Annotated in this window: 10 protein-coding genes and 2 pseudogenes; 4 read left to right on the top strand and 8 right to left on the bottom strand. The window is 74.2% G+C overall.

The genetic code is table 11. The features are described 5' to 3' along the window. Window positions 1-30 precede the first annotated feature (30 nt). Window positions 31-541: pseudogene (locus IMZ35_RS32315) on the top strand (helix-turn-helix domain-containing protein); the annotation flags it as partial. 44 nt (window positions 542-585) lie between these two features. Then, on the top strand, window positions 586-1434 hold the full coding sequence (locus tag IMZ35_RS24845) for a GAF domain-containing protein (RefSeq protein WP_438816895.1): 849 nt from the start codon (window positions 586-588) through the stop codon (window positions 1432-1434). Window positions 1435-1755: 321 nt separating this feature from the next. Here the strand turns inward: IMZ35_RS24845 and IMZ35_RS31030 are convergent. Together IMZ35_RS31030 and IMZ35_RS24835 are read right to left on the bottom strand one after the other, a co-directional pair. After that, window positions 1756-1947, bottom strand: a pseudogene (locus tag IMZ35_RS31030) (IS5/IS1182 family transposase); the annotation flags it as partial. Window positions 1948-2486: 539 nt separating this feature from the next. After that, on the bottom strand, window positions 2487-3581 hold the full coding sequence (locus IMZ35_RS24835) for a serine hydrolase domain-containing protein (RefSeq protein ID WP_307868733.1): 1095 nt from the start codon (window positions 3579-3581) through the stop codon (window positions 2487-2489). A 263-nt stretch (window positions 3582-3844) separates the two neighbouring features. Here IMZ35_RS24835 and IMZ35_RS24830 point away from each other — a divergent pair, with 263 nt between their 5' ends. Then, complete coding sequence (locus IMZ35_RS24830; protein WP_229373172.1) at window positions 3845-6970, top strand: SpoIIE family protein phosphatase; 3126 nt, start codon at window positions 3845-3847, stop codon at window positions 6968-6970. Here IMZ35_RS24830 and IMZ35_RS24825 read toward each other — a convergent pair whose 3' ends face one another. Beyond that, window positions 6971-7282, bottom strand: coding sequence for a hypothetical protein (locus IMZ35_RS24825; RefSeq protein WP_199443603.1), 312 nt, complete (start codon window positions 7280-7282; stop codon window positions 6971-6973). A 202-nt stretch (window positions 7283-7484) separates the two neighbouring features. Between IMZ35_RS24825 and IMZ35_RS24820 the strand changes: the two genes are divergently transcribed. After that, complete coding sequence (locus IMZ35_RS24820; RefSeq protein WP_199443602.1) at window positions 7485-8108, top strand: SGNH/GDSL hydrolase family protein; 624 nt, start codon at window positions 7485-7487, stop codon at window positions 8106-8108. A gap of 31 nt (window positions 8109-8139) precedes the next feature. Here the strand turns inward: IMZ35_RS24820 and IMZ35_RS24815 are convergent, their stop codons facing one another. The 5 genes from IMZ35_RS24815 to IMZ35_RS24795 form a co-directional block, all read right to left on the bottom strand. Then, window positions 8140-9735: a S8 family peptidase gene (locus IMZ35_RS24815; RefSeq protein WP_199443601.1), complete on the bottom strand. Its 1596-nt coding sequence runs from the start codon at window positions 9733-9735 to the stop codon at window positions 8140-8142. 252 nt (window positions 9736-9987) lie between these two features. Next, complete coding sequence (locus tag IMZ35_RS24810) at window positions 9988-10155, bottom strand: hypothetical protein (protein WP_199443600.1); 168 nt, start codon at window positions 10153-10155, stop codon at window positions 9988-9990. Further along, window positions 10152-11108 (bottom strand): carbon-nitrogen hydrolase family protein, encoded by a 957-nt coding sequence (locus IMZ35_RS24805; RefSeq protein WP_199443599.1) that lies wholly within the window; start codon window positions 11106-11108, stop codon window positions 10152-10154. Before IMZ35_RS24805 ends, IMZ35_RS24810 begins: the two co-directional genes overlap by 4 nt. A 79-nt stretch (window positions 11109-11187) precedes the next feature. Further along, window positions 11188-12159, bottom strand: a complete 972-nt coding sequence (locus IMZ35_RS24800) for a PAS domain-containing protein (protein WP_199443598.1) — start codon at window positions 12157-12159, stop codon at window positions 11188-11190. 481 nt (window positions 12160-12640) lie between these two features. Continuing rightward, window positions 12641-13480: a class I SAM-dependent methyltransferase gene (locus IMZ35_RS24795; RefSeq protein ID WP_199443597.1), complete on the bottom strand. Its 840-nt coding sequence runs from the start codon at window positions 13478-13480 to the stop codon at window positions 12641-12643. Between the last annotated feature and the right edge of the window lie 47 nt (window positions 13481-13527).

Genomic DNA, 13527 nt, shown 5'->3' with positions numbered 1-13527 from the left:
CAGGAGCAGGGCCATCGCCAGGAGCTTCGTGTGCTTGTCTGCCCGTCCGCGATCGACCTGTCCGGTTCGCACCTTCAGTTCCTCGCCCGGGAGCTGACCGCGCATCGACGGCGGATCGGCAGCAGGTGGCGCGGGCTCGACCCCGGACGCCAGGCACTGCTGGTCCTGGCCCACCTGCGCTGCGGCGACACCCGCACCCGCCTCGCCGCCGGCATCGGCATCGCCCCCGGCCACCGTCCGCCGCTACACCCACGGAGCCGTCCAACTCCTGACCGCCGCCCGCACCCGCGGCACCGTCGACGCCCTCACCGAAGCCGACATCCCGTGCCGGGCCGACGAGGCCTACCGAGGAGCGGGCGACTCGGCCCACGTGCCCCACCCCGGCACGTCGCACAACCTCTCACCCGGCCAACAGGCGGTCAACCGCTCCCACGCCCGCATCCACGCCCCTGGCGAACGGGCGGGCTCCATCATGAAGACCTTTGGAAACGGCTCAGTGGTCCGGGTCTCGCCCGAGCCGTCGATGGTTACCCCGCTGGTGCTCGAGGTCGACGACTTCGCACTCCTGGGCGGCTCGGACCTGCGGTGGTCTTCGGCTATCCTCCTCGCGTGCTCACCCACACCGATCCAGAGCGCCTGTCAGCGGTCCGGCGTTACCACATCCTGGACTCGCCCGCCGACGGCAGTTTCGACAGCGTCGCCCGCGTGGCCGCGCAGGTTTTCGACACGCCGATCGCGACCGTGACGATCGTCGATGTCGACCGCGTGTGGTTCGCGGCCTGCCACGGTCTGCAGGGCGTGACCCAGATCGGCACCGAGCCCGGCCTGTGCGCCTCGGCCGTGTTGCAGGACGGGGTGTACGTGGTGAACGACGGTGCGGTGGATCCCCGCACCCTGGACCACCCGCTGGTGCGCGGCGAGCTGGGCCTGCGCTTCTACACCGCCGCTCCCATCACCACCGGCGACGGGCACCGGCTGGGCACGGTCAACGTGATCGACCGCGAACCGCGCGAGGTCACCGACAACCAGATCGGGACACTCACCGCGCTGGCCGGGATCGTCGCCGACCAGTTGGAGCTGCGCCTGGCGGCCATTCAAGCGGTGCGCGCGGAACGCGGCCTGGAAGAGGTTCCAGGCGTGCGTGCCACCGCGTCGGCGAAGTTGGCGGGCCAGTTGCGGCACCTCGCGGCCGACCACCTCGACGGCGAGCACCCCCAGGTGTGCGAGCTCGGCCTGTCGGGCTCGTGCGACGAGCCCGTGGAGGTCAAGGTCGCCGACCCGTGGGGCGACTCCGCGTGGGCCTGCATCCAGCACGCCGAGGACGCCATCATCAACGAGCGGTCGACGTTCATCGCCGACCAGAAGCTCAGCGGGCTGGCGCGCTACCTGCGGAGCGCGAAGCCCCGCACCACCCGGCTGACGGGCACACCTTGATGCGCCGACTGTGAGCGTTCACCGGGTTGGCGCCGTCCATGCGCAGCCTGGCCAACCCGGTGACGTTCGTGGTCGGCACACCGAGTTCCGGCTGCGACCCGTGGTGGGCGATCCCGCAGATCGGCGGACCTGTGCAGGGTTCTGGCACCCCACAGGGCCGGGTGGCTGCCCGCGACGGCAGTGAGCACGCCGGCACCGATGCCGGTCAGTACCCCGAGCAGCGGGATCAGCGCGGCGCGCTCGTCGTCGACGGGCCAGGAGATCAGTTCAGAACGAGCCTTTCCAACCTCGTCCGGCAGCGAGGTGGAGTGCGAGGACGGCTCAGGTCAGGTCGGTGATGCGGGTGGTGGAGCAGCGGAGTCTGCGCGGTGGTCGCCAAGCTTCGAGGATCGAGACGACACGTTCGCCCAGTGCGCGGATGCGGGCGTGAGAGCGGTTGACCGCCTGCTGTCCTGGTGAGAGTGTGTGCCACCTGCCGCGGTGGGGGACGCCGATCGCACTGCCGGCGCCTCGGCAGGTCCGTCCACCCGGCATGGGATGTTCGCTGTGCGCTGCCCGCCGGAGAGCGTGCCCACCCCGGCGGTGAGCGGCACGGTCGCTCTGGCGACGAGCTCCTCGGCGTACGCCTGCTCCCCTCCCGGATTCGCGTTCCGGCCGAACTTGAGCGTCTCGGCCACCGTGAACTGCGGGTACAGCGGCTTCTGCTGCGTCAGGTACGACACCGACGGGTGCGTGCCACGCCCGTCCGGCGCGTCGCCGACCACCTCGATCCGGCCCGCCGGAACCTCCAGCGAGCACTCGCTCAGGGCCCAGCCGCGCGAGCACTTCTTCCCCGGTGCGTCAGCCAGCACCGGTAGCTGTTCGTACGTCATGAGATCACTTCAACACCCTTCCCTGGACAACCAGGGAAGGGTGTTGAAGAGGTGAAGGCCCTGGTGGAGACAGTGCGAGCAGCGGTGACGTCTCGCCGTGCCGGGAGGTCGGGCTGCGGACCGGCCGACCGGACGGGAACGGCGGTGTGCGGCACTCGCGTGCCGCACACCGTCGCGGGGTCAGCCGCAGAAGACCTCCTCGGCCAGCGCGAGGTAGCTCTCCACGCTCCCGTCGCCGCCGTCGGTGGTCATGGACAGCTCCATCCGGGTGCCGCTGTCGCGGGTGCTCAGCATCAGGCTGAGGTAGCCGGGGATGCCACCGGCGTGGCCCCACGCCTGCACGCCGCAGGAGCTGGTCTCGCGCTGCAGCCCGAGGCCGTAGTCGGGGCTGACCTCCGTGGTCCTCGTCATCTCGGCGAGCTGCGCGGGCGGCACGACGCGGCCCGACAGCAGTGCCGCGGTGAACCGGTCGAGGTCGGCGGTGGTCGTCACGACCTCGCCCGCCGCCCACGCACCCGAGGGGTTGATCTCGGTGGCGTCGACGACGGCGCCGCCGACCGTGACGTAACCGTGCGCGTGGGGCTCGGGCAGCGTGGTGCGGTCGCCGGGGAACAGCGTCGAGCGCATTCCCAGCGGTCGCAGCACGCGCTGCCGCACGACCTCGCCGTACGGCCGGCCGGTGACCCGCTCCACGAGCATCCCGGCGACCACGTAGTTGGTGTTGGAGTAGTTCCACGCGGTGCCGGGCGGGAAGTCCAGCGGGCGCGCGGTGGCCAGCGCCACGAGCTCCTCCGGGTCCCAGTGCCGCTGGAGCGGTGCCAGGTCGTCCTCGGGGAAGACGTTGGTGTAGTTGAACAGGCCGCTGGTGTGCTGCAACAGCATCCGGACGGTGATCGCGTCCCCGTCGGGCAGCAGGCCGGGCAGGTGGCGCGACACCGGCGCGTCGAGGCTCACACGGCCGTCGGCGACCAGTTGCAGCACGACGGAGGCGACGAAGGTCTTGGTGATGCTGCCCGCGCGGAACCGCCCGTCGCGCGGCACGGGCCGGTCGCTGCCGAGCTCGGCGACGCCGCTGCGCGCCACCAGCACGTCGCGCCCGTCGGTGATCCGCACCTGCACCCCGGCCGCGCCCCCGTCGACCAGCTCGTCCAGCAGCTTCTGCACCGCGGCCCGGTCGATCCCCCCTCCGGTGTCGGCCTGCGCCGCCGGCGCCGCGCACACCACCGCCGCCAGGACCGCGCTCACCAGTGCGGTGGCTCTCGTCGTCCGTCTCACGTCGTCCTCCCCTGCTCGCTGTGTGCATCGCATCGTCGCGCGGCGCGGCGCGCGGCACATCGCCCTCCAGCGGTCTTCCGGCCGCGACTTCCGTCGCCGCGCGCCCCCCGAGGTGTAGGGGACTTCCCCGACGCGGTCCCCTGCACGGACGCACCGCTGCGCCACCTCACCGCTCTCGCGGGGCCGGTGGCGGATACCCTCGCAGGTGGCGGAGCCGGATGCCGCTGCTCGCGCCGTCCGGCGGTACCGGAAGGGCTCATCGGATGAGCGTCGCACCGAAGGGTGATGTGGAGCGGGTGACGAGCAGGATGCCGGGTCCGGACGTGCCGGCTGGACCGTCCTCGGACCTGGTCGCCCTCGTCGGCGCCGATCAGCGCCTCGTCCACCTCAACCCGGCGGGCCGCGCACTGCTCGGCCTCACCGCGGAGGCCGACGTCACGCACGTGCGCTTCCAGGAGTTCACCGCCGACCCCGCCGCGTTCGCCGAGGTGCTGGACGCGGCGGCGCGCGACCTGGCGTGGACGGGCGCGCTCACCCTGACCGTCCGCGGCGCACCGCTCGACGTCGTCCTCGCCTGCGCGCCCGGACTCGGCCAGGACGGCCACCCGTCCGGGTTCGCACTGGTCGCCCACGAGGCGGTGCCGCGGAGCGCGGAGGCGGAGGCCACCCGGCTGCGCGGTCTCGTGGACGACGTCGCCCTGGTCGTGTGGGAGGCCGACGCGCGGACCGGCGAGTTCACCTTCGTCTCCGCGCACGCCGAGGCGCTGCTGGGGTACCCGACCGCCCGTTGGCTCGGCGACCCCGCCTTCCTCACCTCGGTCGTGCACCCGGACGACCGCGCCGAGGTCCTGCGCGAACGCGCGGCGAGCACCCGGACGCGGGACGACTACGACCTGGGCTACCGCGCGATCACCGCGAGCGGACGGGTGCTGCGGCTGCACGAGGTGGTGCACGTCGAGCGCGACGCCGACGGCGCGCCCCGGCGGCTGCGCGGGTTCACGGTGGACACCACCGAGCGCAGGGCGAGCGAGGAGCGCGAGCACTTCCTCACCCGGCTGGAACAGCGGCTCCAGCCGCTGGAGGACCCCGAGGAGATCATGGCCCTCGCGTCCCAGCTGCTCGGCGAGCACGTCGGGGCGGACCGGTGCGCCTACGCGCAGGCCGAGGCCGACGAGAACCACTTCACCATGAGCGGCGACCACGCCACCGGCCTGCCGCACCTGCCGGGCCGCTTCGCCATGTCGGCGTTCGGCGCCGGCGCGCTGGAGGCGATGCGCGCCGGTCGGCCGTGGGTGGTGGCCGACAGCCGGGCCGACGACCGGCTGAGCCCCGCCGACCTGGCGGCCTACGAGACGACGGGCATCCGCGCGGTGATCTGCCTGCCCCTGCTCAAGGCGGGGCGGTTCGTCGCGGCGATGGCGGTCCACCAGGCCACCGTGCGGCGGTGGACGGCGGCGGAGGTCGACCTCGTCGGCGTGGTCGTCAACCGCTGCTGGGAGTCGTTGCAGCGCACGCACACCACTCGCGAGCTGCGGGACAGCGAGAAGCGCTACCGCCTGCTGGTCGAGCGGGCCACCGACGCCATCTGGATGGCCGACCGGGACCTGCGCTTCGTCGAGGTGAACCCGGCGGCGTGCGTGCTGCTGGGTCACGAGCGCGACCGGGTGCTGGGCAGGAGGGTCGCCGACCTCCTCGGGGCCGAGCACGAGAACAGGCTCCGGGAACTCCTCGCCGAGCCGTCGGAGGCGGTGGTGACCGAGGTCCGGCAGGTGCGCCGGGCCGACGGCAGCACCGTGGCGCTGGACCTGAGCATCCAGACGACGCCCGCCGGCGTGCAGGCGATCGGGCGGGACGTCACCGCCCGGCAGCGGGTCGAGGCCGAGCGGGAGCTGCTGCTGCAACGCGAGCACGAGATCGCCGAGACGTTGCAGCGCAGCCTCCTCCCGCGCGAGCTGCCCGCCCTGGAGCGGCTGGCGGCGGCCGCCCGCTACCTGCCGGCATCCGCGCACGCCCGGACCGGCGGCGACTGGTACGAGGCGCTGCCGGTCACCGACACGGTCGTCGCCCTGTCGGTGGGCGACGTCGTGGGCAAGGGCCCGACCGCCGCGGCCGTGATGGGACAGCTGCGCAGCGCCCTGGCGAGCTACCTGCTCGACGGCCACTCCCCCGCCGCCGCGCTGGAGCGGCTCGACGCGTTCGCCCGCCGGACCAACGGCGCCACGGGCAGCACCTGCGCCTGCCTGACGTTCGACTGGAGCACCGGCGAGCTGTGCTGGGCCGCCGCCGGGCACCCGCCGCCGCTGGTGGTCGAGGCGCGGACGCCCCGGTTCCTGTCCGACGCCACCGGCCCCGTCCTGGGCACGGCGGGCCGCAAGCCCTACGTCGAGCACGGCGACGTCCTGACGCCTGGCGCGTCGATCGTGCTCTACACCGACGGTCTCGTCGAGCGGCGGGGGGCGCTGATCGACGAGGGCCTGGACCGTCTCCTCGCCGTCGTCCGCGACGCCCACCAGCAGGAGCCGGAGGTGCTCGTGGGCACCATCACCGGTGCGCTCCTGGAGGGGGGCCAGGACGACGACGTCGCCCTCGTGGTCGTGCGCCACGTGCCGGAACGGCTGCGTCGCCGCGCTCCCGCGCAGGGTGCCGAGCTCGCCGTCCTGCGCCGCCACGTCGCGGCGTGGGCCGAGGCGGCTGGTCTGTCACCGGACCTGCTCGGCGATCTGCACCTGACGCTGGGCGAGGCCGCCGCCAACGCCGTGGAGCACGCCTACCCCCGCGGTCCCGGCGAGTTCGACTACGAGGTGGGCCGCAGCGCGAGCGGCGGTGTCGACGTCCGGGTCCGCGATCGGGGGCGCTGGCGTCCCGAACCGGCGGACAAGGGCTACCGGGGCCGCGGGATGCAGATCATCAGGGCGCTCGGCGAGAACGTCACCTTCCACCACGACGACGACGGGACCACCGTCGACTTCCACCTCCCCGCCCCACCCGTCGACGAGCGGGTTCCCGTCGCGCCCGCGCCCGCGGAGCCGTCCACCCCGGCCGGGCTCGCGGTGGACGAGACCGACGCCTCGGTCCGCGTCTTCCGCCTCACCGGCGACCTGGACGTCACCGGCGCGGAGGACCTGCGCGGCACGCTGCTGGAGCGGGTCCGTGCCGCCGGGGGCTGCCGCGTCGACGTCGACCTCACGAACCTCGACTACCTGAGCAGTTCGGGCATCGCGCTGCTGCTGGAGGCCGCGGCGACGGCCGCCCGTGCCGGCGCGACCACCACGGTGATCGCCGCGGAAGGCACTCCACCGGCCAGAATCCTCACCCTGTCCGGCCTGCACGGCATGTCCGCGGTCGACGACCTCGCGGTGCGCATCCTCACCCGCCGGCCGGAGAGCTGATCAGCGAAGCGGGTCCGCGGTCGGCACGCCGCGCGACGGGTCGGGCCCCGTCACCAGCAGCCGGGCCACCTCCGCGGGGTGCGCGCCCGGTCCGGCGCCCTGCGGACCGGTGCTCCACCCCATGTCCTCGCGCCACCGCAGAACCGGCCCCGAGCCGGTGACCAGCTGCCCGCGCACGGGTTCGCGCGGCACGATGTCGATCGTGACCGTGGCGACGGAGATCCCGCGCCTGCCGAGTTCGTCGACCACGTCGTCGAAGTACTTCGCGACGGCGATGGGCGTGAGCGGAGCGGCGGTCGGGCGAGTGGTCACAGCGATTCTCCACGGTCGGCGACGATCGGTGACGGTCGGCGATCAGCGTCCGCCGTCCGGACCAGCAGCACCAGGGCCGAACGGCCCACCCGGAGTCCCTGTCCGGCAGGTCCTTCGGCACCACCGGACACGGTGATGTGATCCGTCCCGGAGGCGGAGCGAACCGGAACACGGTGCGGACGCGCGAGCGTTGAACCGGGTGATGACGAACTCCAGCACCTCCACCGCACTGCGCTTCCGGGTTCTCGGCGACTCGCTCGCCGCGGGCGTGGGCTGCGCCCGCGCCGACGAGACACCCGGCCCCCGGCTCGCCGCACGACTGCGCGCGAGCGGCCGGGAGGTGGACCTGTCCGTGCTCGCGGTGTCGGGGGCGCGGTCGGCCGACCTGGCCGCGCAGGTCCGCACCGCCGTGGCGACCGGCGTCGACCTGGCGCTGATCGTGGTCGGCGCCAACGACCTGATCCGCTTCACCGCGCCCGAGGTCGGCGCGCGACTCCTGCGCGACGCCGTGGCCCGGCTGCGGGCCGCCGGGGCGGAGGTGGTCGTCGCAACGGCGCCGGACCTGAGCGTCGCGTCTCCCGTGCCACCGGCCTACCGCACGCTGGTCTCGCAGGTCAGCGGCTTCTACGCTCGCGCGCAGGCCGAGGCGGTGACCGGTGCGGGCGGTGTCGTGGCTCCCGTGGGGCGCGACCTCGCCGCGCGCTTCGCCGCCGATCCCCGGTTGTTCTCCGGCGACCGCTTCCACCCCTCCGCCGCCGGGTACGCGCTGGTGGTGGACGCGCTCGCGCCCGTGCTGGACGCCGCGGCGGGACGCGCGGCCGCCTGAGCGGGCGACCGCGCGTCCCGCCGTCACGACGTCACGGCGTGCCGGGGTCGGGATCGGGGTCCGGGTCGGGTTCCGGCACCGACACCGACACGACCACCGTCACCGTGCGGGTCGTGCCGTACGGGCCGGTGCCGGTCACCACGAGGGTGGCGTCCCCCGGCAGGTCGGCGTCGGCGGCGACGGACACGGTGAGCTCGGCGTCTTCGCCCGCCGGAACCGTCGTGCGGTCCAGCACGGCGGTCAGGCCCTCCGGGGCGCCGCTCACCTCCAGGGCGAGCTCCTGCGGCAGCGCGGCGAGGTTCGTGGTCGTCACCGCGACCGTCGCGCTCGCACCGGGCGCGACCTCGACCTCCTCGTCGTCCACGTCGACGCCGAAGTCGCGCAGCGGCGCCTCCAGCGCGCCTCCGACGTGCAGCAGCCTGTCCGGCGAGCCCTCGCCGAGGGTGGCCGCGTCCAGGGCGCCGCTCGTGGCGCGGCCCAGCAGGATGTCGGTGACCTCGGCCGGGGTGGCGTCGGGGTACTTCGACAGCACCAGCGCCGCGGCTCCGGTCACGTGCGGGGCGGCCATCGACGTGCCGTTGAGCGTCGCGCTCGCGGTGTCGGAGGCGTTGTGCGCCGACCGGATCTCGTCGCCGGGCGCGAAGACGTCCACGCAGGACCCGTAGTTGGAGCCGGGGCTCTGGCTGCTCCAGCCGCTGGCGCGCTCGTCGAGCGCGTTGCTCGCCCCCACGGTGATCGCCTCGGGGGTGCCCGCCGGGCTGTGGTCGCAGGCGTCGCGCTCGGAGTTGCCGGCGGACACGACGTAGGTGAGGCCGGTGCCGATCGACGAGGTGACCGCCTCCTCCTCGATCGCCGACCTGGCTCCGCCGAGGCTCATGTTCACCACGGCAGGGCGCCGCGCGTGCCGGGTGATCCAGTCGACGCCCGCGACGACCCGGCTGACCGTCCCCCTGCCTCCGCAGTCCAGCACCCGCACGGCGACCAGGTCCGTGCGGTCGGCCAGCCCGTGGACGCTGCCGCCGACCGTTCCGGCGACGTGCGTGCCGTGCCCCTCCGCCGCGCAGTCCTGACCCGTCCGGCCGTCCCCGACGAGGTCGACGCCCAGCGACGCTCGGCCGCCGAACTCGTCGTGGCCGGTCCGCATCCCGGTGTCCACGACGTAGGCCGTCACCCCGGCACCGGCCTCCTCCGGGTAGGTGTACGCGCTGTCCAGCACGGCCGACCGCTGGTCGACCCGGTCGAGGTTCCACACCGGGTCCGGCCTGCGCGCGTGGCTGGTGACGACCGTGTCCGCCTCGACCGCCGCGACCTGCGGATCACGAGCGAGCCGCCGGGCCTCCTCCTCGGAGGCCCCGAGCACGAACCCGTCGACGACGCGGCGGTAGACCCGCTCCACGGTGCCGCCGTGCTCGACGGTGAGCGCCCGCGCGGTCGCCTCGACCGACCGGCCCGGCGCCAGTTCCAGCGACACGAGGTAGCTGCCCTCGACGACCTCCGCGCCGACGGGAACGTGCACGTCCCCGGTCCCCGGTGCGGCCCGCACGAGTCCGGTCGACGCCGGTAGGACCATCACGACGGCGGTCGCGGTTCCGACGAGCGAGCTGCGCCACGAGACGAGGACACGCACGGGTTCCTCCTCGGACTCCCGCCGGCACGCCGTGTGCCCGGCCGGTCCAGGATCGCCACGATCGCCGGAGGTCGCCACCGTCGCGCCGCGCGGTGAACCGGGTGTCCACGACCGATCGGGCCGCGTCGCCACCGGCCGCCGTGATCGCCAGCGCGCACGCGCGCCGCAGGTCGGCCCGCACCAGGGCCGACCGGGAGCGCTGCGGTCAACAGGTGACGAACAGCTCCCGCTTCCTGTCGAGAATTCACACGATCAGGTGCGGACGTGCTCCGGCCGGCGCTCCCGCTCGGCGAGGGCGACGAGGCGGTCGAAGGTGGTCACCAGGACCGCGCGGCGCTCCGGCGAGCTGGTGAACTCCTCGCTCGTCGCGTCCCGCACGTCGGGGCGGCGGCGCTCCCGCTCCCGCTCCACGACGATCACGCCGGGCGCCCGTCCGCCCTCGGCGCCGGGGTGACGCGCGTGGTGGCGCGCGGCGTCTCGTCCACGTGCAGGCCGAAGACGTCGGGCCTGGCGTAGTGGCCTGCGGCGTCGAAGTCGAACTTCGCCCGCGCCAGGTCGTCGAGGTCGATCTCGGCGAGCAGCACGCCCTCACCACCGCGCAGCGGACCGGCGAGCACCTCCCCCAGCGGTGACACGACCACGCTGCCGCCGTCGATCAGCACGGTGTCCGGCGCGTCGCCCTGCACGGGGTGCACGTCGGGCGGCAGGTCGGCGCGCACCAGGTGCTGACAAGCGCTGATCACGAAGCAGCGGCCCTCCAGCGCGACGTGCCGCACCGTGGCCTGCCACTGGTCGCGGTCGTCGACGGTGGGGGCGCACCACAGCTGGACCCCCTTGGAGTACATGGCCTGCCGGAACAGCGGCATGTAGTTCTCCCAGCAGATCGCCGCCCCGAGCACGCCGAGCGGACTGGGCACCGCGGGCATGGTGGACCCGTCGCCCCGTCCCCACAGGTACCGCTCGGCGGCGGTGGGCACCAGCTTGCGGTGCGTGCCGACGACACCGGAGCCCGGAGCGAGGAACACCGCCGTGCAGTACAGCGTGCCGCCCGCGCGCTCGACCACCCCCGCGACGAGGTGGACGTCGAGCTCGTCGGCCAGGTCGGCCAGGCGTGCCGTCTCCGGACCCGGCACGTCGACCGCCGCCTCGGCGTAGCGGCGGAACGTCTCGCGACCCTCGGCGGAGCGGCTGCCGACGGTGACGCCGAAGTCCAGCCCCTTGGGGTATCCGCCGAGCAGCGCCTCGGGCAGCACCACCAGGCGCGCGCCGCCCGCCGCCGCCTCGCGGACGAGCGCCTCGGCACGGTCGAGCGTGCGCCGGGTGTCGAACAGGACGCTGCCCACCTGCACGGCGGCCACGGTCACCGGAGTCATGTCACGACGGTAGGTCCCCGGCCGCCGCCGGTGGCACCGGGGCGTGCCCGACCCGTCCGGTGTGGACGGTCCGGCGCGGCTAGCGCCGGGCCACCCGGCAGATCCGCGGTGGCCAGGACGCCGGGTCGAGCAGTCCGGCGGCGTAGGCGCGGGACACGACGTCGACGCGGGTGGTGGCGTGCATCCGGCGGCGCAGTCTGCGGATGTGGTAGTCCAGCCCCTGGCGGGAGAGGTTCATCCGGTCGGCGATGGTCGAGTTGTCCTCCCCCAGGGCGAGCAGTTCGAGCAGGACCGCCTCCTCGGTGGACAGGGTGTCGAACAGGTCGTCGCTGAGCGAGGTCCGCAGTGGTTGCAGAGCCAGGACCACCTCGGGGGTGTCGACGTCCGCCGTCGCCGTGGCGGTCGCGGGTCTGAGGCGTCCGCCCGGCAGCCGCACGCCCACCGTGAGCCGGACCGGGCCGCTGCCGCCGGTCAGCACGGTGGCCGCCTCCTCCGCCCCCAGGACGTGCCGCAGCGGCGTGCCCGTCAGGTCGGCGGCTGGACGGGCGAGCAGCTCGGCGAACGCCGGGTTGACCTCGCGCAGCGCCCCACCGGCCCCGACCAGCGCCAGGGCCACGCCGCTGCGCTCGAACACGCTCGTGTACCGGGACTCGAACCGCCGCACCTCGGCGCGGGCGCGGTGCAGCTCGGTCACGTCGGTGTAGATGCCGCCGACGCCGTAGCCGCCGTCCGGCAGAGCGACGCGGAAGCGCTGGCCGACCGCCTCGCCCACGCCGTCGTGCTTGGCCAGCGGCAGCGCGTGCCGCAGCGCGTCGCGCGAGCGCAGGACCTCCCGGTCCGAGTCGAGGTACGTCGCCGCCAGCAGCGGCGGGTCGAACTCGAAGAGGTCGCGTCCCACCATCGCCGCCGGCTCGGGGAGGTCGTAGATCTCGGCGTACGCCTGGTTGACCCACAGGTACACCCCCGCGTCGTCGCGCAGGAACGCCGCCGACGGGCACTGCTCCAGGAACAGGTCCAGGACGTCTCCGCGTATGCCGTTCGGGCCGTGCACGATCGTTCCCCTCCAGCTCGTCCGACGTGGCCCACCGTGAATCCGGGCCGACGACAGAGCCTGTCCACACCGGACATCCGACGCCAGGCTCCGATCGGATGGAGTGGCACGGCATCCGGCCACCACGTCCCGCCGTTCGGGTGATCAACTCACGCCGTTCTCCCGTTCGACGTCCCCCGACGTGTCGCAGGGGTGGCGCGGATCACCGCGCCACCCCCGAGGGCCACGAGAGCGCGACCTCGGAGGGGACGCCCCTGCAACGTCCGCTCCGCGTGCCACCGCGGGTGGGACGTCCCTGCAACGTCCCGTTCCGCGTGCTGCCGCCGGGGGCCCTGCTCCCCCGCACTCTCTCGTGCGCCGAGATCATTTCTACGGGGCTCGACCGGGAAAATCACCGGGCACACACCCACAGTCCGGCCACGTTCGGAGCAGTGATCACCCCGGCGGGTGCCGATGATCACATTGCGGACCCGCGACGCGGTCAGCGAGCCGTGATCAGCACGGCGGGCGCCCACCAGTAGTCCGCCAGGGGCTCGACCCCGACGTCGGAGAACCCGGCGTCCGCGAGCTGAGCGGCCCACGCGGCGACGGGCTGCTCCCACGTCTCGCGAGCGGCGTTCGGGGAGATCTGTCCCAGCAGCACCGGCAGCAGGAAGCCCCGCGCGACGAGGGAGGCGTCCCTGCCGTACTCGGCGACGCCCCGCTCGTAGCGGGTGGCCAGCGAGTCGAGGTGCTCGGGCGTGCCCTCGGCGAACTCGGGCACGTCGAACTCCGCGACGCTCAGCCGCGTCACCCGCTCCCGCAGCCCCCGCAGGACCGAGGTGCGCTCCCGCGGCTCGAAGGTGTGCAGCGAGAAGGTCGCCTGCGCGGCGTCCCAGCGCGGCTCGGCGGAGCGGGCGAGGAAGCTCTGCACCCTCTCGTTCCAGGCGCGCGCGCCGGGGACCGCGGCGCGCGCGGCGTCGAGCATGGTCCGCGACGGTTCCACGAGGTCGATGCGCTGGGGCACGTGCGCCGCGCGCTCCAGCGCGGGGACCAGTGCGAGCCCGTCGCCGCACCCGACGTCGAGCAGCGACTCCGGCCGGGTGGCGTCCCAGCCGCGGGCCAGCGCGTCGCTCAGTCGCGAGTACAGCTCGACGTTCCCCCCGCCGCGCACGAACCGCAGGAACGCCTCGGGCTGGTCGTAGACCCGCCCCTCACCGGCGCTCCTCCAGTGCGCGACCAGCTCGTCCCCCAGCAGCGTCCCCGCCGACCGCGCCCTCTCCACCGCCCCGTCGGCGTCGCCGTCCCGCCACAGCGCCAGGGCCTCCGCCACGGTCTCCATCCCGGCAGCCTACGACCGCCCCACCGCGAGTGGAGCGGTCAAGCACC

This window comes from Umezawaea beigongshangensis (assembly GCF_016464305.1).
In the GTDB taxonomy this organism is placed as follows: domain Bacteria; phylum Actinomycetota; class Actinomycetes; order Mycobacteriales; family Pseudonocardiaceae; genus Umezawaea_A; species Umezawaea_A beigongshangensis.
This window is presented reverse-complemented; position numbering and strand designations above follow the sequence as displayed.

Coding starts and splice junctions, on each gene's coding strand:
- IMZ35_RS24830 (WP_229373172.1), top strand. CDS start 3,845: ATGAGCGTCGCACCGAAGGGTGATGTGGAGCGGGTGACGAGCAGGATG.
- IMZ35_RS24820 (WP_199443602.1), top strand. CDS start 7,485: ATGACGAACTCCAGCACCTCCACCGCACTGCGCTTCCGGGTTCTCGGC.
- IMZ35_RS24805 (WP_199443599.1), bottom strand. CDS start 11,108: ATGACTCCGGTGACCGTGGCCGCCGTGCAGGTGGGCAGCGTCCTGTTC.
- IMZ35_RS24795 (WP_199443597.1), bottom strand. CDS start 13,480: ATGGAGACCGTGGCGGAGGCCCTGGCGCTGTGGCGGGACGGCGACGCC.